This window comes from Pedobacter alluvionis (assembly GCF_003664035.1).
Classification (GTDB): domain Bacteria; phylum Bacteroidota; class Bacteroidia; order Sphingobacteriales; family Sphingobacteriaceae; genus Pedobacter; species Pedobacter alluvionis.
Genome location: NZ_RCCK01000011.1, coordinates 298376 through 318746, shown reverse-complemented (window position 1 = coordinate 318746; position 20371 = coordinate 298376). Strand labels below are relative to the sequence as shown.

Below are 20371 nucleotides of genomic sequence, written 5' to 3'. Positions count from 1 at the left end.
ATATTAAGGTTAGGAGGTGATTAATTTTTGTGATAAGAATTTAATAACCAATTTGCCCATTTCGGCTGTGCCCAAAACTTTGAAACGGTTTGTGTTTTGATCGGCAATATCATGGGTTCTGAAACCTTCTTTCAATACCTGATCGATGGTATCAACCAATAATTTGGCTTCTTCCTTAAGTCCGAAACCAATTTCCAACATTAAGGCTGCCGATAGGATAGAGGCCAACGGATTAGCTAAATCTTTACCTGCAATATCATGCGCCGAACCGTGGATCGGCTCAAAGAAACCTGTACTTTCGCCAACAGATGCCGAAGCCAGCATACCCATTGAGCCCGCAATCTGTGAAGCTTCATCTGTTAAAATATCCCCAAATAAATTAGCCGTTAAAACCACGTCGAATTTTTTAGGATTTTTGATTAACTGCATGGCTGCATTGTCGATAAACATGTGCTCAGTTTCTACATCAGGGTATTGTTTTGCAATTTCCTGAACGGTTTCGCGCCATAAGCGTGAGCTTTCTAAAACGTTTGCTTTATCCACCGAACACAATCTTTTGTTGCGTTGTTGCGCAGCCTGGTAAGCTTTATGTGCAATCCGTTCTACTTCATAACGGTGATAAATCATAAGGTCAGAAGCCGTATTGCGATCTTCAGATCGTGTTTTTTCTCCGAAATAAACATCTCCTGTCAATTCGCGGAAGAACAAAATATCTGTTCCTCTTAAAATTTCTGGTTTAATGCTCGATGCCTGAAGAAGTTCGTCAAATAGTAATATCGGGCGGAGGTTGGCAAATAAACCAAGTTCTTTACGGATTTTTAAAAGGCCTTGTTCAGGTCTAACTTTTAAACTTGGGTCATTATCATATTTGGCGTGACCAATTGCTCCGAAAAGGATCGCATCGCTTTTTCTTGCTTTTTCTAAAGTTTCATCCGGCAAAGGCTCGCCAGTAACTTCAATAGCCGCATGGCCCATTAAAGCTTCGTCAAACGTAAATTCGTGGCCAAAAATCTCAGCAATTTTTTCTAATGCTGTTTTTCCCCAAGTGGTTACTTCGGGTCCGATACCGTCTCCAGGTATTACTAAAATGTTCTTCTTCATTATTGACTCCTCTTTTGCTGTTGCCGTTTTTACCACAGATTTTTACCGATAAATACAGAATTATTTCTGCTACGCTTCGTGGCTTCACGAATCATTAGATTTTATCTGTGTTCATCCTTTTTATCTGTGGTTAATTTTGCATCAGCTTAATATTTCTGTGTTTAAACTTTCGACGACTTTTACTTCGCCTTTTTCTAACAATATTCTTTTTTCTATGCAGGTTGGCAGCTGCGATTCAAAATGGCCAACATAAATTAAGGTCATCCCGTTGCTGCATAATTCATCAACCAATTGGTTAAAATGTTTCGTTTGCTGTTGGTCTAAGCCCTGGCAAGGTTCATCCAGAATTAATAATTCCGGATTTTTTATAATTGTCCGTGCTAGCAACACTAATCGCTGTTTACCGAGTGGAAGCGCGGTTAATAATTCATTTTTATTTTCGGTAAGTCCAAAGTATTCTACCAGTTCATCAACCTGTATGCTTTTGGTATAGGGCAATTGTTGGAACAAACCTACGGTATCATAAAAACCAGAAGCGATACTTTGCCAAACGGTGGCGGTTGGATCGAAATACCAGTGAAACTCGGGTGATATTAAGCCGATATGCTGTTTAATATCCCATATACTTTCGCCGCTTCCACGCCTGTTGCCAAATAAATAAAGCTCGTTGGCATAAGATTGTGGATGATCACCATTCACTAAACTCAGTAATGTCGATTTTCCTGAACCGTTATGTCCTTGCAAAAGCCATTTTTCTCCGGCCTTAACTTCCCAGTTGATATTTTTTAAAACCTGCTTTTCACCATAGCTAATGTTTACATTAACCATTTTTACAATATCTTCAGAACTGTAAACAGGAGATTCTTTTAAGAAATCTGGAATTTCTCTTAAATGGATTTCGGTAGCTGAACTTTCTAAAGCATCTACTTTAACTAATTGGCCATCTCTTATTTCGGCAAATGAAGTTATACAGGTTGGTAATTCAATATCGTTGCAAATTAAAATCAGTTGCGTACCTTCTTCGGCAACCTGATCCAGTAAAATGTTCAGGTTTTTGCGCGAAGCAGAATCTAAACCAGTATAGGGCTGATCGATAATCAACAACTGGGGTTTTAACCAGAGCGCCTTTACCAGTTGCAATTTTTTGTGTTCGCCGCTGGATAATTCTATTAATTGTGAACTGGCAAATGTTGCAAAAGCCAAAGCTTCTAATATCGGTTCAACCTGATCGAAATGAAGTCCTTTTTCTTTACCATAACCAACCAGTTCGGCATGAACAGTTAAGGTTTCTTTAGCCTGCTGACTAGTGTAACGTTGTTGGTAATAAAAATTGGCAACACCTTCTAAGTTTTTAAACTGATACCAGCTTTCTACAAATAAGGTTTCAGCAGGTAATAGACTTTCGCGGTCAAAATAAATTTTTACATCTCCAGGTGCACTTTGTAAGCCAGCAATGATTTTAGCTAAAGAGGTTTTTCCGCTTCCACTAATTCCACCCAATACCCAATTTTCGCCTGGATTAATGGTCCAATTCAAATCCCTTAGCACAGCTTTTTGCTGAAACTTTAAGCTTAAATTTTGGACGTCGACGAAATGCTCTGTCATGTTTTTTATTTTTCACCACCTGAAACACCTAAGCGGATCCTAGTGTAGTAAATGTTAGTGTTTTTTTAGTCTTTCTACTTTAGTCTTTTAGCTTTTCAAGCCTTCTGCTTTTCTACCCTCGGCCTTCTTCAAATTCTTTAATTAATTGTTTTTGGTTTAAGATGAAATCAATATCGTCATAACCGTTGATCAGGCATGATTTTTTGTAAGGATTGATCTCAAAAGATTCCTGAGCTCCGGTTTCTACAATGGTCACGGTTTGATTTTCTAAATCAACTGCTAAAGCTGATTTTGGATTGCTGTCAACCGCTTTGAAAATCTGCGCCAAAAATTCTTCACTTACCTGAATAGGCAATAAACCGTTGTTTAATGCATTACCTTTAAAAATATCGGCAAAGAAACTGCTGATTACTACATCAAAACCTGCATCCTGAATGGCCCAGGCGGCGTGCTCGCGACTGCTGCCACAACCGAAATTTTTTCCGGCAACTAAAACCTGACCACTATAGGTTGGGTTGTTCATTACAAATTCTGGCTTTGGTGTATTATCGCCGTTATAACGCCAATCGCGGAATAGGTTCTCACCGAAACCTTCGCGTGTAGTTGCTTTTAGAAACCTTGCCGGGATAATCTGATCGGTATCAATGTTCTCTATGTTTAAAGGCACTACTGCCGATGTTAATTTTGTGAATTTTTTCATTTTTTAATGATGATTACACAGATTTAAATGATTTCACCGATTGGGGTGATTTCATTGATTTAATATTTATTATAACCTTCAGTCTTCCACCTTGGTAAAGTGTTCAACTGTTGGGAAAGGATTATAAAAGTGATGTAATAACTTTTTCCAATCCTGGTATTCTGCCGATCCTCTGAAACCTTCGGTATGCGCCTCCAGTGTTTTCCAGTTTACCAGCAGGATATATTTATCTTCTACCTCTACACATTTTTGAAGCTGGTGCGAAATGTAACCTTCCATTGAGGAAATGATTTTTTGCGCTTCGCTAAAAGCTTTTTCAAAATCAGCCGATAATCCGGCTTTTACATTTAATATGGCAACTTCTAGTATCATATATTTTGAAAGTTGTCATTCTGAGGAACGAAGAATCTGTTTCTTAGCTTGCAGATGCTTCCTTCGTCAGCATGACAGTTATTTTACGCCTTCTCCAACAAATTCCTTACATCAGTAATTTTTCCGGTTACAGCTGCTGCTGCTGCGGTAAGTGGACTGGCCAATAAGGTTCGTGCATTTTGTCCTTGTCTACCCTCAAAGTTTCTGTTCGATGTAGATACACAGTATTTACCTGCCGGGATTTTATCTTCGTTCATCCCTAAGCATGCACTACAACCTGGTTCGCGTAACTGGAAACCAGCGGCTTCGAAAATCCTATCTAAACCTTCGTTTTTAGCTTGTTGTTCTACTTGTTTTGAACCTGGAACAATCCAAACCGTAACATTATCAGCTTTGCGTTTATCTTTAACAAAATCAGCAACTTCACGTAAATCTTCAATGCGGGAGTTAGTACAGCTTCCGATGAATACATAATCAACCGGTTTTCCGATCAAAGAAGAGTCGTCATCAAAACCCATATAATCCAGTGCTTTCTGGTACGAAAGTTTTTCTTTTTCTGGCTGTGCACCAGTTGCTGGAATATGTTCCTGAATACCCATGCCCATTCCAGGGTTTGTACCGTAGGTAATCATAGGTGCAATATCTGCTGCATCGAAAGTTAAAACACTATCGAATTTTGCATCAGCATCGCTATATAGTGTCTCCCAATATGCTAAAGCTTTATCCCACTCTTCGCCGGCAGGAGCAAACTCTCTTCCTTTAATGTAATCGAAAGTGGTTTGGTCGGGTGCAATTAATCCACCACGTGCCCCCATTTCAATACTCATATTACAGATGGTCATTCGGGCTTCCATACTTAAAGCCTCGATTGCCGAACCTGCATATTCAATAAAATAACCTGTACCGCCCGCTGCAGAGATTTTGGCGATAATGTATAAGATAATATCTTTTGCGCCAACACCATTTCCAAGTTCGCCGTTTACCTCAATTTTCATGGTTTTAGGTTTCGACTGCAGTAAACATTGCGTTGCAAAAACCTGCTCTACCTGCGAAGTGCCTATGCCAAATGCAATAGCGCCAAAAGCACCATGGGTAGAGGTATGGCTATCGCCGCAAACCATCGTTTTACCCGGTAAAGTAATACCCAACTCAGGCCCGATAACATGCACAATGCCTTGAAAAGGATGACCTAAACCATATAGTTCTACACCGAATTCTGCACAGTTTTTGGTTAACATATCTACCTGATAGCGCGAAAGCTCTTCTTTGATTGGTAATAACTGATTTAAGGTAGGTACATTATGATCGGCAGTTGCTACCGTCTGCTTTGGCCGGAAAACAGGTAAGCCTCTTTTGCGTAAGCCATCAAATGCCTGCGGAGAGGTTACCTCGTGTATTAAGTGTGTATCAATGTATAAAATATCAGGAAATCCTTCTTCACTTTTTACAACGTGAGCATCCCAAATTTTTTCTACTAATGTTTTTGACATCTTTTTATATAATTATTTAAACCTCGCAGGTTTTTAAAACCTGCGAGGTTTGTAAGTTTACTATGCTGTTTTAATCGCCTTCATTGCAGTCATTGCTTTACGCAACGTTGCGCCAATCTGCTCTACTTCGTGTGAACGGATAGCTTCGTTAACATCAATTAATTTTCTGTTATCAACCGCGCCATCTTTACCTTCGTTAAAGTTTTTACCAACTAAATCAGTATCTACTTTTTTCATGAAATCGCCTAAAAGTGGTTTACAAGCCTGATCGAACAAATAACAACCGTATTCGGCAGTATCAGAAATTACACGATTCATTTCGAACAACTTTTTACGTGCAATGGTATTTGCGATTAATGGTGTTTCGTGCAATGACTCATAGTAAGCAGATTCTGGTTTGATACCTGCCTGTACCATAGTTTCGAAAGCCAATTCAACCCCGGCACGTACGAAAGCAACCATTAAAGTATAGTTATCAAAATATTCCTGCTCACCGATTTTAACATCGCCAGCAGGAGTTTTTTCAAAAGCTGTTTCGCCGGTTTCAGCTCTCCATTTTAATAGATTTTTATCACCATTTGCCCAATCTTCCATCATGGTGCGGCTAAATTCGCCACTCATAATATCATCTTGATGTTTTTGGAACAATGGACGCATAATGTCTTTCAATTCTTCCGAAATTTCGAAAGCTTTGATTTTGGCTACATTGCTTAACCTGTCCATCATGGCAGTAATACCACCTTGTTTTAAGGCTTCAGTAATAACCTCAACACCATATTGCACCAATTTAGAGGCATAACCTGCATCGATTCCTTTTTCAACCATTTTATCAAATGATAAGATAGAGCCAGTTTGCAATAAACCACAAAGGATAGTTTGCTCGCCCATTAAATCTGATTTTACTTCAGCCACGAAAGATGATTTTAATACACCAGCCCTGTGACCGCCTGTACCTACGCAATAAGCTTTAGCCTGTGCCAATCCTTTACCTTGAGGGTCGTTTTCAGGGTGAACAGCAATTAAGGTAGGAACACCAAAACCACGAACATACTCTGCTCTAACTTCACTACCCGGGCATTTAGGTGCAACCATAATTACGGTTAAATCTTTACGGATCTGCATACCTTCTTCCACGATATTGAAACCGTGAGAATATAATAAAGTAGCACCTTCTTTCATTAAAGGCATAATTGCATTTACAACAGTAGTATGTTGTTTGTCTGGAGTAAGGTTAATTACTATATCTGCATTTGGAATCAGTTCTTCATAAGTGCCAACGGTGAAATTATTTTCAGTTGCATTTTTCCACGAATCGCGTTTGCCTTCAATTGCTTCCTTACGTAAAGTGTAGCTTACATCTAAACCACTATCTCTTAAATTTAAACCTTGGTTTAAGCCTTGTGCGCCACAACCAACAATTACCAGTTTTTTTCCTTTTAATGCGCTAACTCCATCTAAAAATTCAGAACTGTCCATGAAGTCGCAAACACCTAATTGGTTTAATTTTTCTCTAAGAGGTAATGTGTTAAAATAATTTGCCATTGTTTTTATTGGTTAATTTCTATTTAATTATCGTTATATATTCTTTTTTTCCTTCGGGTTGATTACACAGATACAGTGATTTCACCGATTTTTATCCATTTTCCATCTCACCTTCCAATTTTTTCCTTCGGATTGATTACACAGATGGTTTGATTACACAGATTTTTTATCCATTTTCCATCTGACATCTTCCATTTTACATATACTTTTTCAGTGCCGATGCGTAACCGCAATGCATGTTATCATGACCAATGGTTGTAATCAATACCTCTTCTATACTGTTCAATTGCACGCCATAAGTTGCAGTTATAAAAGGAGTGATGCTTGAAAATTTTCCATTTGAATAATCTTCTTTTATTTTTTCAATGCTCTCTATTGCGATGACCTTCAATTCTGCTACTTCTTCTTCTGTTACGGTGTAAGATGGCTTTGTATCCTTTTTGTAATACTCGTTAAATTTTACCGATGTAGCATCTTGCAATACACCTGTACGAACATAACAAAGCGTTTGTGTACTCACTACAATATGACCAAAGTTCCAGATGATGTTGTTGCTAAAACCATCGGGAATTTTATTCAATTCTTCGATTGTTAAGCCATCTATTAACTTAATAAATGCCTTACGTGAGTTTATTATGAAATCAAATACTTCGTTCATATTTTTTCTTTAATCTCTGTATTTTCAGCTTCGTTTCGCTCTTCGTTAAAAGTAATCTGGTTAAAGAACGGGTCGTTTACGGTTACTGCCCAGGTTCCATGAAAAGTTTCCTCTAAGCCTGGTCTGTTATATTTGTAATTCTTTGCTGTTATTTCTTTATGGAATTCCTTTAAACCTACACAATCAACATAAACGTGCGCACCAGGGGCGCTATCTCCATGGTGTTCGCTTAAATGAAGTTCAAGACCGTTCAATGAAACCTGGATATAAACCGGGGAATTCTTTTCCAAGGGGTATTCCCAGTCTATTTTAAATCCAAGCCAGTTTACATAAAACTCGATTGCTTTATCGTAATCGAATATTCTTAAAATCGGTATGGTTTTATTGCATTTCATATTAAAGTTGTTTTAACCGCAAAGGGCACTAAGGTTTTCGCAGTGATCATTAAGCATGATGCTTTTTACCTTCAACCTTTCTGCCCTCTGCCTTTATACTACATCGTAAAAATTTTCTCTCCTTTTTCTAAAAATTCATTTTCTACCAATTCTTCACCAGGTTCGAAAGCTTCAAATTCCTTTAGTTTTTCGTGGAAACCGGCACTATCTTTAATAATGGCTACTCTTGCAGATCTAACAAATTCAATTAATTCGTAAGGTTCTAAAGCTTTCACCAAAGCATCAGTTTCTTCACGGTGACCGGTTACTGCAAAAACAGTATAATCTTTACGGATTACTACTGCACTTGCCCCGTATTGACGTAATAAACGCTCTACAGTTACTTTTTCTGCAATTTCATCTGTAGAAACCTTGTAAAGTGCCAGTTCTTGCCAGATAATTTCGTCGTTGGTATTAAAGTAAACTTTTAACACCTCGATCTGCTTTTCTATTTGTCGGGCCAGCTTTCTCACTACTTCGTAACCTTCCTGGATAACGATATTGAAACGGTGTATTCCTTCAATTTCTGATGCGGAACTGTTTAAACTTTCGATATTGATTTTTCTTTTTGAGAAGATAATCGCAATCCTGTTTAATAAACCAATGCGGTTCTCGGCATAAACCGTGATGGTGTATTCCTGCTTTCCGTCTAAATCGGCTTTATCTATTTTATGTTCTATTGTATTTTCAGTACTCATGATAATTTCTTATTTACCTATTCGTCATTCGACCTTGTAGAGAAATCTTTAAATGTTGTTAAAGAAAGATCTCTCCGTTTCGCTGCGCTACAGTCGAGATGACGATTACGCTAGCTTTACCTTTATGCTTATTTCAATCTGATTTCGCTTACACTCATTCCTTGCGGAACCATTGGGAACACGTTGTTTTCTCTACCAACCATTACTTCCAATAGGTAAGAACCTTCATGGTTGATCATGGTTTCTAATGCCTGTCTTAAGTTTGCACGTTCATCAACTTTGCTTGCTTCGATATAATACGATTTTGCTAAAGCAACAAAGTCAGGGCTGGTGATATTAACAAAAGAATAACGTTTATCATGAAATAACTGTTGCCATTGGCGAACCATACCTAAAAAGCGGTTGTTCAGAATCAGGATTTTTACGGCTGCACCAAACTGCATAATGGTACCCAGTTCCTGAGGCGTCATCTGGAAACCTCCATCACCAATAATGGCAATAACGGTTTTATCAGGAGCACCATATTTAGCACCAATTGCGGCCGGTAAACCAAAGCCCATCGTACCTAAACCACCAGAAGTAATATTGCTGCGGGTATTGTTGAATTTAGCATAGCGACAAGCTACCATTTGATGCTGACCAACATCGGTAACGATAACAGCATCTCCACCACAGATTTCGTTAATATTGCGCAATACTTCGCCCATGGTCATATCATCACTTGTTGGATAAAGCTCTGGAGTAATGACCTGGTCTATTTCCTGTTGATTATAATCTCTGAACTTCGCCAACCAATCTTCGTGTTTATTTTCGTTAACCAAATTGGTTAATAGTGGCAAAGTTTCTTTACAATCGCCCCAAACACCAACTTCAGCTTTAACATTTTTATCGATTTCAGCAGGGTCGATATCCAAATGTACTACTTTGGCTTGTTTGGCATATTTATCTAAACGGCCAGTCACGCGGTCATCAAAACGCATACCGATGGCAATTAGCACATCACATTCGTTCGTTAACACGTTTGGTCCATAATTGCCGTGCATGCCCAACATACCTACATTTAGTGGATGTGAAGTTGGGATAGCACCTTCGCCCATGATGGTCCATGCAGCAGGAATTCCTGATTTATTGATAAAAGCCTTGAATTCTTCTTCGGCTCTACCTAAAATAACACCTTGTCCAAAAAGGATGAACGGTTTTTTTGCTGAATTGATTAATTCGGCTGCTTGTTCTATATATTCAACCCTAACTTTTGGTTTCGGGCGATAAGAGCGGATGTGGTTGCATTTTACATATTCAGGAAATTCCTCCAGTTGTAACTGCGCATTTTTGGTAATGTCGATTAAAACAGGACCCGGTCTGCCACTTTTAGCAATGTAAAAAGCTTTGGCTAATACCTCCTGAATTTCTTTTGCATCGGTAACCTGGTAATTCCATTTGGTAACCGGAGTAGTAATGTTAATTACATCCGTTTCCTGGAAAGCATCCGTTCCCAATAGGTGAGCGAAAACCTGCCCGGTAATACAAACTAATGGCGTACTGTCAATTTGTGCATCTGCTAAACCAGTAACCAGGTTGGTTGCGCCTGGTCCGCTGGTTGCGAAACAAACCCCAACTTTGCCACTTGCTCTGGCAAAACCCTGAGCAGCATGGATACCACCTTGCTCATGGCGGACTAAGATATGTTCTAATTTATCGGCATAATCATAAAGAGCATCATAAATCGGCATGATAGCTCCTCCCGGATATCCGAAAATGGTGGTAACACCTTCTTCAATTAATCCATTCAACAAAACTTGCGAGCCTGTTCCTTTAAATAAGGTTTTTGAGGTTTCTGCTTTTGCCTCGGTTTGTTGTATTGTATCTTGTGCAGTTTCCATAGTTATGTTTTTGCGGTTCTACTATTCTTTAATTTTAAACCCAATTCTTTGTCTGTCGTTCCATTTTAATTGAGCAATTTTCTCGTCTATTAAATTTTCCATGGCATCATAAAGCTCGTTGAGCTGAACATCATGTTCACCAATCCGTTCTTTAATTTCTGTTAGCTGTTCATTAAGGTTACTTTGCTTCAGTAAAATTTTCCTAACATCAATAAAAGCCCTCATAATGGCAATGTTCATGTTAATGGCTTTGTCGCTATTTACAACGCCGCTTAACATGGCCACACCCTGCTCGGTAAAAGCGTATGGCAGCTTTCTTGTACCGCCCCAACTTGAAGTCACAAATTGTGACATCAAGTTGGGCTGATCCTTTATCACAATTTGTGATGAAGCAACCTCATTAATCGCTTCAGTCTGAAATTTTATATTTTCAAACTCTGCAGAAGTTAACTGAAACATAAAATCTTCGGGAAAACGCTTTATATTTCGTTTAACCGCTTGATTTAATACCCTTGTTTCAACTTCATAAAGCGATGCCAAATCAAAATCGAGCATAACTCTTTCTCCCCGGATTTCATAAATCCTATTCTGAATACTTTTAATTATTTGCATAATCTGTTTTTTAGTAATCAATTAATCCAGGGATGATTTTTTGATTTTAATATTCATCAGTTACGCAACCACTCGCTGCGTCTGAAACTGTTTTAGCATATTTATATAAAACACCTTTTGTTACTTTTAATGCTGGCTGAACGTAGTTTTTTCTCCGCTCGGCAATCACTTCTTCACTGACTTGCAGGCTGATGATATTGTTTACCGCATCAATCAAAATCCTGTCTTCGTCTTCTACCAGACCGATTAAACCACCTTTGTAAGATTCTGGAGTGATGTGACCAACCACGAAACCATGTGTACCACCAGAGAAGCGACCATCGGTAATTAAAGCTACCGATTTGCCTAAGCCGGCACCGATAATAGCTGAAGTTGGTTTTAACATCTCTGGCATACCAGGTGCACCAACAGGACCTGAGTTCTTAATCACGATAACATCACCCGGTTGAACACGGCCGCTCGAAATGCCGGCGATTAAATCGTGTTCACCATCAAATACACGTGCAGGACCTTCAAATTTTTCGCCTTCTTTACCGCTGATTTTTGCTACAGAACCCTTTTCAGCAAGGTTTCCATAAAGAATCTGTAAGTGACCAGTTGCTTTTATAGGTTCGCTTAATTTTTGAACAATTTTCTGATCGTAATCCATAATCGATTTCACATCAGCTAAATTCTCAGCCATCGTTTTCCCGGTTACGGTTAAGCAATCTCCATGCAACAAGCCTTCATTTAATAAATATTTTAGTACGGCAGGGATACCACCATATTGGTGTAAATCCTGCATTAAATATTTTCCACTAGGTTTAAAATCGGCAAGTACCGGAGTTACATCACTCATTTTCTGGAAATCATCCTGCGTAATTTCTACGCCGATGGCTTTACCCATAGCGATAAAGTGCAAAACAGCATTGGTACTACCACCTAATACAATGATGGAACGGATTGCATTTTCGAATGCTTTTCGCGTCATGATATCTGATGGTTTAATATCTTTTTCCAGTAAAACCTTAATGTATTTACCGGCATCTAAACATTCTTGTTTTTTCTCCGGGCTAATGGCTGGATTCGAAGATGAATAAGGTAAACTCATACCCAAAGCTTCAATTGCTGATGCCATAGTATTTGCGGTATACATACCGCCACATGCCCCGGCACCAGGACAAGTGTGTTTAATAATGCCCTGATAATCTTCTTCTGAAAGATTACCGCAGATTTTTTGACCTAACGCCTCGAATGCAGAAACAATATTCAATTCTTCTCCTTTATAATGGCCTGGGGCAATTGTGCCACCATAAACCATAATCGAAGGACGGTCTAAACGTGCCATAGCCATGATGGCACCAGGCATATTTTTATCACAGCCGGGAATGGAGATAATGCCATCATAATATTGGCCGCCGCAAATGGTTTCGATACTATCAGCAATTACGTCACGGCTAACCAATGAGTAACGCATACCATCTGTACCGTTGCTCATCCCATCACTTACGCCAATGGTATTAAAAACCAAGCCCACTAAATCATTTTTCCAGACCCCAGCTTTGACATCTTTTGCAAGGTCGTTTAAGTGCATGTTGCAGGTGTTACCATCGTAGCCCATACTTGCAATACCGACCTGTGCTTTAGCCATATCAGCATCGGTTAAACCGATTCCGTAAAGCATTGCCTGTGCAGCAGGTTGTGTTGGATCTTGTGTAAATGTTTTACTGTACTTGTTTAATTCGCTCATTGTTTAAAATGTATATTCTGGTTCTGTTAGTTATAATATTTTGAGGCAAAAAAAAACCGCCTCTTTTTGGAGGCGGTTTCGATAGGGTATATTTTATATTATACGCAACGATTTCCACCTCTCTTTTGAGAAATGACAATAATTAGGTTGCTAATAATGTTTGTGCTTAAATTCATGAATCACAAACATACTAACTTATTATAAATGCAAAGAACTATTTTAATGTATTTCTCTATTTTTTTACTCCGATTACAATTCCTGTAGCCCAAACCTGTTTGGTTAAATGCAAATCATCACGCGATTCTAAATCTTTAACCAATTTAATCGCTTTATCCTGATGACCTTCAGGCCAATTAGCTTGAGGCAGCATATCATCAATGATGTAAAGTCCGCCGGTGTTAAGCATGGATAGTGCCTCGTCTAAAAGCAAATATTTTCCATGCCAGGTATCAGCAAATATGTAATCGAATTTTTTGTTTTTATTCTTTTCAATCCACTCCGCGCCGTCAGTTTCAACTAATGTTAAGCGTTCATCTCCGCTAAGAAAATCTTTCGCAATCGCTAAAAATTTAGCATCATTATCGATCGAAGTCAAAGTACTGTGTTCATCCAGGCCATCCAATATCCACGAGGTCGATAAACCAGTTCCGGTTCCAAGCTCCAGAAATTTGCCTGAAGGTTTAGTTGCAGCAAGTGTTTTAAGCAAAGAGCAGGTTAACACGTCCGATGCCATATCAAAACCCGAAGCCTTTGTAGCCGTATCTATTTGCTGGTAAGCTTTTGGATAATTTTGATTGATTTCTTCAGTCATCTGTTTAATTGCTCGTTGTTATTTCAATTTCTTTTGGCTCATAGTTAATGGTCTTTTGGTTAATAGCATGTATGCTAATCTGCTATGATCCATTTTACTATAGACTATCAACCCATTTTAAATGATCACTTCGTAATTCACTTTTTCAAGCACCAGGTTTTTATAGGCACGTTGTATGGTATAACCAATAGATTCCCGCCATAGTGGGCGATAAACAATATCATCGATGGAGGCAATGCCGGCTATCTCGGTGGCTGTTCCGCATAAGAAAGCGCCATCGGCATTTTTAAGGTCTTCTATGGTTAGTTTTTTCTCAGTACATTCTATATCCAAAACATTACAAAGTTCCTTTACAGTTGCACGTGTAATGCCTGGTAAAATGTTCCCTACAGATGGGGTATATAATTTTCCATCTTTTTCCAGAAAGATATTTGCTCCAGATGCTTCGGCAACAAAGCCATGCATATCTAAAAGTAAAGCTTCGTCGTAACCTTTAATGTTTGCTGCTGTAGTTGCTAAAATAGAATTGACATAGTTTCCACTCAATTTCGCTTCCATTGGAGTCGATTTTGGGTTTGGCCTCTCGTAATCAGAAATAGTTAAATTTAACAATTTGTTGCCCGAATAAGCATCCCATTCCCATGCACATATTAAGATCGAGACTCCGCTTGGCTCGTTTAATTTCATGTTCGGGTGGCAAAATACCAAGGGGCGGATATAAGCATCTTTCAGTTTGTTCAGCTGAAGTAGTTTATAGGTTGCAGCAATTAATTCTTGTTTATCCCATGGGAAAGGAATGTTTGCCAACTGGCAAGAACGCTCTAAGCGGTCGAAATGGGCAGCAGCTTTGAAAATGCGGTTACCATTATGTGTTTTATAGGCTCTAATACCCTCGAAAGCAGCATAGCCATAGTGTAGCGACTGTCCGTAAAGGTCAGTACTGCTATTTACAGCCTTTTCAAACTGTCCGTCAAGGTAAATAATCGTATTAGAATTATAGTATTTCATCTGTTTATTCCTATTGTTTTTTTAACCTATTGCATGAATGGGTCATGATACTGTGTTTTGTTATTTAAAAAAAGCGTCCCGTTTGTATCGGGACGCTTTAGGTATATTTAGTTTTTTTAAATCTATTTAAAAGCTGCCCATTTTCTTACTCCATAAAATGTTTAGGAGTAGGAGGTTAAGTAAAATGACAGGTAACAACGCTACATTACCAGCTGCTTTTGCTGTAATAGAGGTAGAAAATATGTTGTGCTGAATTGCCATTATTATCTTATTATTTATAAAAACCAATTTAGTTTTTGGTTCATTAATATGCAAGAGAAATCAGAAAAAAGTTAAATAGGAATATTATTCTGTTTTTTTGTTAAAAATCAGAATAATATTTTTAATGAGGGTTGAATTAGTTATTTAATGCCGATAGCTATAGACCATATATCAAAACGGTATATGGTCTATTTGTTATGCTTGCATTATAAATATTCTATTTTTCTGCCTAAAATGCCTAGACACGCGCTAAAAATTGAAAATTTGAACAGATTTTTTGTGAGAAAATGTAAAGAAAAATTAGTGTTTAAACATAGACCCTGAAATAAATTACCTTCGGTGAGCTCGCTTAAGGCTCGGTTTACTTCGTGGCTTCCGCTTCGCTACAGTTCAGGGTGAAGGATCGATTTAAACAATCTTTAAATATTTTTAAAGTTTAATTCTGGTTATAATTGTTTTGAAATACCAAATTAAACAAAAAGCCTTCTGATTTTAAAATCAGAAGGCCTTATAAATGAGTTAATTATTTTGCTTAAGCGATACCTTCAGCTAAAACCACAATTTTGTTGTGAATAGCTTCAACTACGCCACCTTTAATAAAAAAGCGCTGTTCATCAGCTTTGTTTGCTTTTATAATAACTTCTCCATCTTCTAAAGTAGAGATGATGGCTGCATGGTCTTTTAAAATCTGAAAAGAACCTAAAGTACCAGGAACCGTAACTGCTGTTACTTCACCTTCGAAAACTTTTTTATCTGGAGTTAATATTTCTAAATTCATGTTTTTGGATTTGAGTATCAAGTAAGTAGAACCAAGTATCAAGACTGTGTTTGCTATCTTGATACTTGATGCTCAAATCTCAATACTAGTTCGCTTCTGCTAATAATTTTTTACCTTTTTCGATTGCATCTTCAATGCTACCAACCAAGTTAAATGCAGCTTCAGGGTACTCATCAACTTCACCATCCATGATCATGTTAAATCCTTTGATGGTGTCTTTAATGTCAACCAATACACCTTTTAAGCCTGTAAATTGCTCAGCTACGTGGAAAGGTTGAGATAAGAAACGCTGAACACGACGTGCTCTTGATACGACTAATTTATCTTCTTCAGATAATTCGTCCATACCTAAGATCGCGATGATATCCTGTAATTCTTTATAACGTTGTAAAGTTTCTTTAACACGTTGTGCAGTGTTATAGTGCTCATCACCTAAAACTGCTGGTGAAAGGATACGTGAAGTAGAATCCAATGGATCTACCGCTGGGTAAATACCTAACTCGGCAATTTTACGCGAAAGTACTGTAGTAGCATCTAAGTGGGCAAAAGTAGTTGCCGGAGCCGGGTCAGTTAAATCATCTGCAGGTACATATACCGCTTGTACTGATGTAATTGATCCACGTTTTGTTGAAGTAATACGCTCTTGCATTAAACCCATCTCAGTTGCCAATGTTGGTTGGTAACCTACGGCTGATGGCATACGACCTAATAAAGCCGATACCTCTGAACCTGCCTGTGTAAAACGGAAGATATTATCAACGAAGAAAAGGATATCTTTTCCAGCGCCTTCGCCGTCACCATCACGGAAATATTCTGCAACAGTTAATCCTGATAATGCTACACGTGCACGTGCACCAGGAGGCTCGTTCATCTGACCGAAAACCAATGTCGCTTTAGATTCTTTTAATTTTTCAGTATCAACAGCTTTCAAATCCCATCCACCTTTTTCCATTGAGTGTAAGAATTCGTCACCATAGTTGATTACACCTGATTCGATAAACTCACGAAGTAAATCGTTACCCTCACGAGTACGCTCACCAACACCTGCGAATACTGATAAACCAGCATAAGCTTTCGCGATGTTGTTAACCAACTCCATAATCAATACTGTTTTACCTACACCAGCACCACCGAACAAACCGATTTTACCGCCTTTAGCATAAGGCTCTAATAAATCGATTACTTTGATACCTGTAAAAAGTACTTCAGTTTCAGTAGATAAATCTTCGAACTTAGGAGGGGTAGCGTGGATAGGACGACCATCAGTTTTATCAACAGCTGTAATACCGTCAATCGCTTCACCAACTACATTAAATAAACGACCTTTAATTTGATCGCCTACTGGCATCTTAATTGCTGAACCAGTATCAAGAACCTTCATTCCACGAACTAAACCATCTGTAGAGTCCATTGAAATTGCACGTACACGGTCTTCACCTAAGTGCTGTTGAACTTCTAAAACAATTTTTTGTCCATTTTCTTTCGTTATCTCTAACGCATCAAAAATTTTAGGTAGATGGGCATCATCAGCAAAGCTAACGTCAACCACTGGGCCGATAATTTGTGCTATTTTTCCTAAGTTAGGCATATCTGTTGTGAGTAAATTTATTACAGTCAATGAATTAAAGCTGTTTATAGGGGCTCCAATTCGGTTGGCAAAGTTAAGTTATTCTTGCTGAATTTTAAATATATATTATAAAATTTTTTAACATGACTTTAATAGATAATTTAGAGGTCTAAATAGGGGATATGAAAACCATTTTAACAACCGGTAGCAATGGTCTTTTGGGACAGAAAATTACAGAAAAAGTGTTGCTTGAGGGGCGGGTAAATCTGATAGCTACATCGGTAGGGGTAAACCGTTATCCTGTTAAAGAAGGATATGAGTATGCAGAAATGGATATCTTAAATCCTGAACAGGTGAAAGAGGTTATTGAAAAATATCGTCCTGACGCAGTTATACATACTGCTGCAATGACTAATGTAGATACCTGTGAGGCAAATAAAGAGCTTTGCCATCGGTTAAATGTTGATGCAGTTGGAACCTTGTTATCTATGTGTGAGGAAAAAAATATCCAGTTGATTCATTTGAGTACCGATTTTGTTTTTGACGGACTAGACGGGCCTTATAAAGAGCAAGATGCTGTAAATCCAGTCAGTTATTATGGCAAATCAAAGGTGCTGGCTGAAGAACTCATCAAAAATTCAAATGCAAATTGCGCTATTTTAAGAACAATATTAGTATACGGAATCAGCAATGATATGAGCCGGAGTAATATTGTGCTTTGGGCTAAGGGAGCCTTAGAAAAAGCATCACCCATAAATGTGGTGAACGACCAATGGCGTATGCCAACCTTGGCTGAAGATCTGGCCGAGGCCTGCCTGTTGGCTGTTGAACAAGATGCTAAGGGGATTTACCACATATCGGGTAAAGATTACATGAGCATTGCCGATTTAGTGCGGAAAGTTGCCGACTATTGGAAACTGGATGACTCGTTTATTAATGAAATAAGTTCGGCAAGTTTAAACCAAGCCGCTAAACGGCCTGTAAAAACAGGATTTGTGCTGGATAAGGCTATTAAAGATTTAGGATACAATCCGCATTCTTTTGAAGAAGGATTGTTAATTTTGGAGCAGCAAATGGATAAAGCAAATTAGTTCATTTGTCATTTGTTCATTAGGCTGATGTAACACGAATGAACAAATGTCTAATGAACAACTGAACCAATTAATATATTTAACCTATAAAAAAAAGTACAAATGGCATTACAAGTTGGCGATACCGCCCCTGATTTTAAATTATACAGTTCTGATTTAACAGAGATTTCTCTTTCTGGCTTTAAAGGCAAAAAAGTAATTATTCACTTTTTTCCAATGGCCTTTACCGGAACATGTACTGAGCAATTATGTACCATGCGCGATAATTTCAGTTATTATGAAGGAATAGATGCACAGGTAATCGGAATATCTGTTGATTCTCCTTTCTCTTTGAGTAAATTTAAAGAAGTACAAAGTTACCAGTTTCCATTATTGTCTGATTTTAACAAGGAAGTATCGGCAGCGTATGGTGCATTTTACGATGAATTTGTCTTCGGATTAAAAGGTGTTTCGAAAAGAGCGGCATTTGTGATCGATGAAGAAGGAAAAATTGCTTATGCTGAAGTTTTGGAAAATGCAAAGGATTTGCCTGATTTTAAAGCAATTAGTGGCGTATTAGGAGCATAGCACAAATTTTGCAAAGAATTATTTTAAGTTTTTTTTAAATTTTAATTGGAAATTAAAATATCAAATTATACCTTTGCAGTCCGTTAACGATACGGAAACGCATTTGTAGCTCAATTGGATAGAGCATCTCACTACGGATGAGAAGGTTTGGGGTTCGAATCCCTACAAGTGCACTAAAAGGGAGAATTGAAAAATTCTCCCTTTTTTTGTTTATATTTTTTTTATAAACACTTCATTTTCAATTAATTAAAGAATTAAAGTCTAGTGTTACAGGTGTTGGATAAATGACATTTCATAGTAGAGATTTGAGTCGAACAGATCTATAAACTCTCTTTTTTCCATGGTGTCCGATTTATTGTAAATGTACTTAACTTCTGAAAGAAGTTCCATTCGTCGATACGGGATACTGAATGCTTAGTTAGAGGTATTGCGAAGCCTTAGCACAGCGGTTTCTAATACATAGTTTTTTTTGTAACCGTTAAACCATCAGCGGTAGTGTCTGAATGTAGGATGGTTTAAACTGGGAACTCCTGAGGTACAAACTATGATATTCAATAAAATCATTGATTTTATTGAATATCATGAAGCTGAATGAGCTTATTGTCCGGAATGGCTTGATTTTATTTCCTCTTCTTTTCTTAAACTTTCTTTATGAATGGCATTGAAAACTTCAGTTACAAAATCCGGCGATAAATCACGCTTTTTACCCGCTGCTATATTTTTATCCAGCACCTGCTGAAAACGTGCGGCCTGTAGGGGTGGGATGTGGTTCTTTGCTTTATAAATCCCTATTTCTTTCACTACAAGTTCGCGCTGCCCTAATAATTCAATGAGTTGCTGATCTAAGGAATCTATTTTCTTTCTATTACTTTCCAATGGGTTCATGGTAGAGGATGGAGAAGTTGATTGTGCAAACAAGCGGTCGCTGCCAATGATGAGTAAGGTAACGAGTAAAAATTTTTGAAGTTTCATAACCCATTAACGTCAATTGAAATGTAATTGATATTAAAAGTGTCTTTATTATTTATAGAAAACTGATTAATAATGCATTTTAATATTAAATAAAGAATGGCTTTACAATGATTTAACGTTAACGATAAATTTTCATTTGTTAAGGTACTTATATCAATAGTATATCTATATTCTTATTTTACTGTCCTGGGAGGTAGTATGTTTGCATAACAGTTCTCTAATGCCGAATAAACCCTAAACAAAATTGATTGCCGTTTCGCATAAATGCACTAAATGTAAGAATCCTTAAACTTATAGGCTGAAAAGAGGATTTCTTTTCAGTATTCACTTTTATTCCGGTAAGGCGGTTTAAATGTTTACTGTTGCTTCAATAAGTTATATAGCTATGAAGCTTTTTTGACGGACTTAAGCAATCTGGACATCGGCAGATTCTTTGCCTGCTCTGTAAATAGATATTAACAAAGTCGACCTGGTTATCTACCGAAGCGACTCTAA

19 protein-coding genes and 1 tRNA gene are annotated in these 20371 nt (G+C 37.9%); 3 read left to right on the top strand and 17 right to left on the bottom strand.

Annotation, left to right across the window (positions count from 1 at the left end):
• Positions 1-9: 9 nt before the first annotated feature.
• The 16 genes from leuB to atpD all read right to left on the bottom strand — a co-directional run bounded on the left by leuB (position 10) and on the right by atpD (position 17267).
• On the bottom strand, positions 10-1101 hold the full coding sequence (gene leuB / locus BCL90_RS09080) for a 3-isopropylmalate dehydrogenase (protein WP_121284576.1): 1092 nt from the start codon (positions 1099-1101) through the stop codon (positions 10-12).
• 141 nt (positions 1102-1242) lie between these two features.
• Positions 1243-2706 carry an ATP-binding cassette domain-containing protein gene (locus BCL90_RS09075; protein WP_121283702.1) on the bottom strand — a complete coding sequence of 488 codons (1464 nt, stop codon included), beginning with the start codon at positions 2704-2706 and terminating at the stop codon, positions 1243-1245.
• 112 nt (positions 2707-2818) lie between these two features.
• On the bottom strand, positions 2819-3406 hold the full coding sequence (gene leuD / locus BCL90_RS09070; RefSeq protein WP_121283701.1) for a 3-isopropylmalate dehydratase small subunit: 588 nt from the start codon (positions 3404-3406) through the stop codon (positions 2819-2821).
• A gap of 78 nt (positions 3407-3484) precedes the next feature.
• Positions 3485-3778: an antibiotic biosynthesis monooxygenase family protein gene (locus BCL90_RS09065; protein WP_121283700.1), complete on the bottom strand. Its 294-nt coding sequence runs from the start codon at positions 3776-3778 to the stop codon at positions 3485-3487.
• Between the two features lie 83 nt (positions 3779-3861).
• A complete protein-coding gene (gene leuC / locus BCL90_RS09060; protein WP_121283699.1) occupies positions 3862-5268 on the bottom strand; it encodes a 3-isopropylmalate dehydratase large subunit in 1407 nt (468 codons plus the stop codon).
• Between the two features lie 60 nt (positions 5269-5328).
• Entirely contained in the window at positions 5329-6810 is a 1482-nt protein-coding gene (gene ilvC, locus BCL90_RS09055; RefSeq protein ID WP_121283698.1) for a ketol-acid reductoisomerase, read from the bottom strand.
• A 196-nt stretch (positions 6811-7006) separates the two neighbouring features.
• On the bottom strand, positions 7007-7468 hold the full coding sequence (locus BCL90_RS09050) for a DinB family protein (RefSeq protein ID WP_121283697.1): 462 nt from the start codon (positions 7466-7468) through the stop codon (positions 7007-7009).
• Complete coding sequence (locus BCL90_RS09045) at positions 7465-7863, bottom strand: glyoxalase superfamily protein (protein WP_090499005.1); 399 nt, start codon at positions 7861-7863, stop codon at positions 7465-7467. Before BCL90_RS09045 ends, BCL90_RS09050 begins: the two co-directional genes overlap by 4 nt.
• A 98-nt stretch (positions 7864-7961) precedes the next feature.
• Positions 7962-8600: an acetolactate synthase small subunit gene (ilvN, locus tag BCL90_RS09040; RefSeq protein ID WP_121283696.1), complete on the bottom strand. Its 639-nt coding sequence runs from the start codon at positions 8598-8600 to the stop codon at positions 7962-7964.
• A 128-nt stretch (positions 8601-8728) separates the two neighbouring features.
• Positions 8729-10480 (bottom strand): biosynthetic-type acetolactate synthase large subunit, encoded by a 1752-nt coding sequence (ilvB, locus tag BCL90_RS09035; protein ID WP_121283695.1) that lies wholly within the window; start codon positions 10478-10480, stop codon positions 8729-8731.
• A 21-nt stretch (positions 10481-10501) separates the two neighbouring features.
• Complete coding sequence (locus BCL90_RS09030) at positions 10502-11092, bottom strand: ORF6N domain-containing protein (protein WP_121283694.1); 591 nt, start codon at positions 11090-11092, stop codon at positions 10502-10504.
• A 46-nt stretch (positions 11093-11138) separates the two neighbouring features.
• On the bottom strand, positions 11139-12821 hold the full coding sequence (gene ilvD, locus BCL90_RS09025) for a dihydroxy-acid dehydratase (RefSeq protein ID WP_121283693.1): 1683 nt from the start codon (positions 12819-12821) through the stop codon (positions 11139-11141).
• A gap of 232 nt (positions 12822-13053) precedes the next feature.
• The gene (locus BCL90_RS09020; protein ID WP_121283692.1) at positions 13054-13632 is read right to left on the bottom strand and encodes an O-methyltransferase; all 579 of its coding nucleotides are present in this window, start codon (positions 13630-13632) and stop codon (positions 13054-13056) included.
• Positions 13633-13749: 117 nt separating this feature from the next.
• Positions 13750-14640 (bottom strand): branched-chain-amino-acid transaminase, encoded by an 891-nt coding sequence (gene ilvE / locus BCL90_RS09015; protein WP_121283691.1) that lies wholly within the window; start codon positions 14638-14640, stop codon positions 13750-13752.
• A gap of 793 nt (positions 14641-15433) precedes the next feature.
• A complete protein-coding gene (gene atpC, locus BCL90_RS09010) occupies positions 15434-15679 on the bottom strand; it encodes an ATP synthase F1 subunit epsilon (RefSeq protein ID WP_025145830.1) in 246 nt (81 codons plus the stop codon).
• Between the two features lie 85 nt (positions 15680-15764).
• Positions 15765-17267, bottom strand: a complete 1503-nt coding sequence (gene atpD / locus BCL90_RS09005) for a F0F1 ATP synthase subunit beta (RefSeq protein WP_116251722.1) — start codon at positions 17265-17267, stop codon at positions 15765-15767.
• A 161-nt stretch (positions 17268-17428) separates the two neighbouring features.
• Here atpD and BCL90_RS09000 point away from each other — a divergent pair, with 161 nt between their 5' ends.
• The 3 genes from BCL90_RS09000 (at position 17429) to BCL90_RS08990 (ending at position 19077) form a co-directional block, all read left to right on the top strand.
• Positions 17429-18337 carry an SDR family oxidoreductase gene (locus BCL90_RS09000; RefSeq protein WP_121283690.1) on the top strand — a complete coding sequence of 303 codons (909 nt, stop codon included), beginning with the start codon at positions 17429-17431 and terminating at the stop codon, positions 18335-18337.
• Between the two features lie 102 nt (positions 18338-18439).
• The gene (locus BCL90_RS08995; protein ID WP_121283689.1) at positions 18440-18904 is read left to right on the top strand and encodes a redoxin domain-containing protein; all 465 of its coding nucleotides are present in this window, start codon (positions 18440-18442) and stop codon (positions 18902-18904) included.
• A 99-nt stretch (positions 18905-19003) separates the two neighbouring features.
• A tRNA-Arg gene (locus BCL90_RS08990) sits at positions 19004-19077 on the top strand.
• Positions 19078-19501: 424 nt separating this feature from the next.
• Here the strand turns inward: BCL90_RS08990 and BCL90_RS08985 are convergent.
• Positions 19502-19876 carry a chorismate mutase gene (locus BCL90_RS08985; protein WP_121283688.1) on the bottom strand — a complete coding sequence of 125 codons (375 nt, stop codon included), beginning with the start codon at positions 19874-19876 and terminating at the stop codon, positions 19502-19504.
• Positions 19877-20371: the final 495 nt, after the last annotated feature.

Bases quoted from the DNA above. Each gene is read 5' to 3' on its own strand.
- leuB (WP_121284576.1), bottom strand. From the start codon at position 1,101: ATGAAGAAGAACATTTTAGTAATACCTGGAGACGGTATCGGACCCGAA.
- BCL90_RS09075 (WP_121283702.1), bottom strand. From the start codon at position 2,706: ATGACAGAGCATTTCGTCGACGTCCAAAATTTAAGCTTAAAGTTTCAG.
- leuD (WP_121283701.1), bottom strand. From the start codon at position 3,406: ATGAAAAAATTCACAAAATTAACATCGGCAGTAGTGCCTTTAAACATA.
- BCL90_RS09065 (WP_121283700.1), bottom strand. From the start codon at position 3,778: ATGATACTAGAAGTTGCCATATTAAATGTAAAAGCCGGATTATCGGCT.
- leuC (WP_121283699.1), bottom strand. From the start codon at position 5,268: ATGTCAAAAACATTAGTAGAAAAAATTTGGGATGCTCACGTTGTAAAA.
- ilvC (WP_121283698.1), bottom strand. From the start codon at position 6,810: ATGGCAAATTATTTTAACACATTACCTCTTAGAGAAAAATTAAACCAA.
- BCL90_RS09050 (WP_121283697.1), bottom strand. From the start codon at position 7,468: ATGAACGAAGTATTTGATTTCATAATAAACTCACGTAAGGCATTTATT.
- BCL90_RS09045 (WP_090499005.1), bottom strand. From the start codon at position 7,863: ATGAAATGCAATAAAACCATACCGATTTTAAGAATATTCGATTACGAT.
- ilvN (WP_121283696.1), bottom strand. From the start codon at position 8,600: ATGAGTACTGAAAATACAATAGAACATAAAATAGATAAAGCCGATTTA.
- ilvB (WP_121283695.1), bottom strand. From the start codon at position 10,480: ATGGAAACTGCACAAGATACAATACAACAAACCGAGGCAAAAGCAGAA.
- BCL90_RS09030 (WP_121283694.1), bottom strand. From the start codon at position 11,092: ATGCAAATAATTAAAAGTATTCAGAATAGGATTTATGAAATCCGGGGA.
- ilvD (WP_121283693.1), bottom strand. From the start codon at position 12,821: ATGAGCGAATTAAACAAGTACAGTAAAACATTTACACAAGATCCAACA.
- BCL90_RS09020 (WP_121283692.1), bottom strand. From the start codon at position 13,632: ATGACTGAAGAAATCAATCAAAATTATCCAAAAGCTTACCAGCAAATA.
- ilvE (WP_121283691.1), bottom strand. From the start codon at position 14,640: ATGAAATACTATAATTCTAATACGATTATTTACCTTGACGGACAGTTT.
- atpC (WP_025145830.1), bottom strand. From the start codon at position 15,679: ATGAATTTAGAAATATTAACTCCAGATAAAAAAGTTTTCGAAGGTGAA.
- atpD (WP_116251722.1), bottom strand. From the start codon at position 17,267: ATGCCTAACTTAGGAAAAATAGCACAAATTATCGGCCCAGTGGTTGAC.
- BCL90_RS09000 (WP_121283690.1), top strand. From the start codon at position 17,429: ATGAAAACCATTTTAACAACCGGTAGCAATGGTCTTTTGGGACAGAAA.
- BCL90_RS08995 (WP_121283689.1), top strand. From the start codon at position 18,440: ATGGCATTACAAGTTGGCGATACCGCCCCTGATTTTAAATTATACAGT.
- BCL90_RS08985 (WP_121283688.1), bottom strand. From the start codon at position 19,876: ATGAAACTTCAAAAATTTTTACTCGTTACCTTACTCATCATTGGCAGC.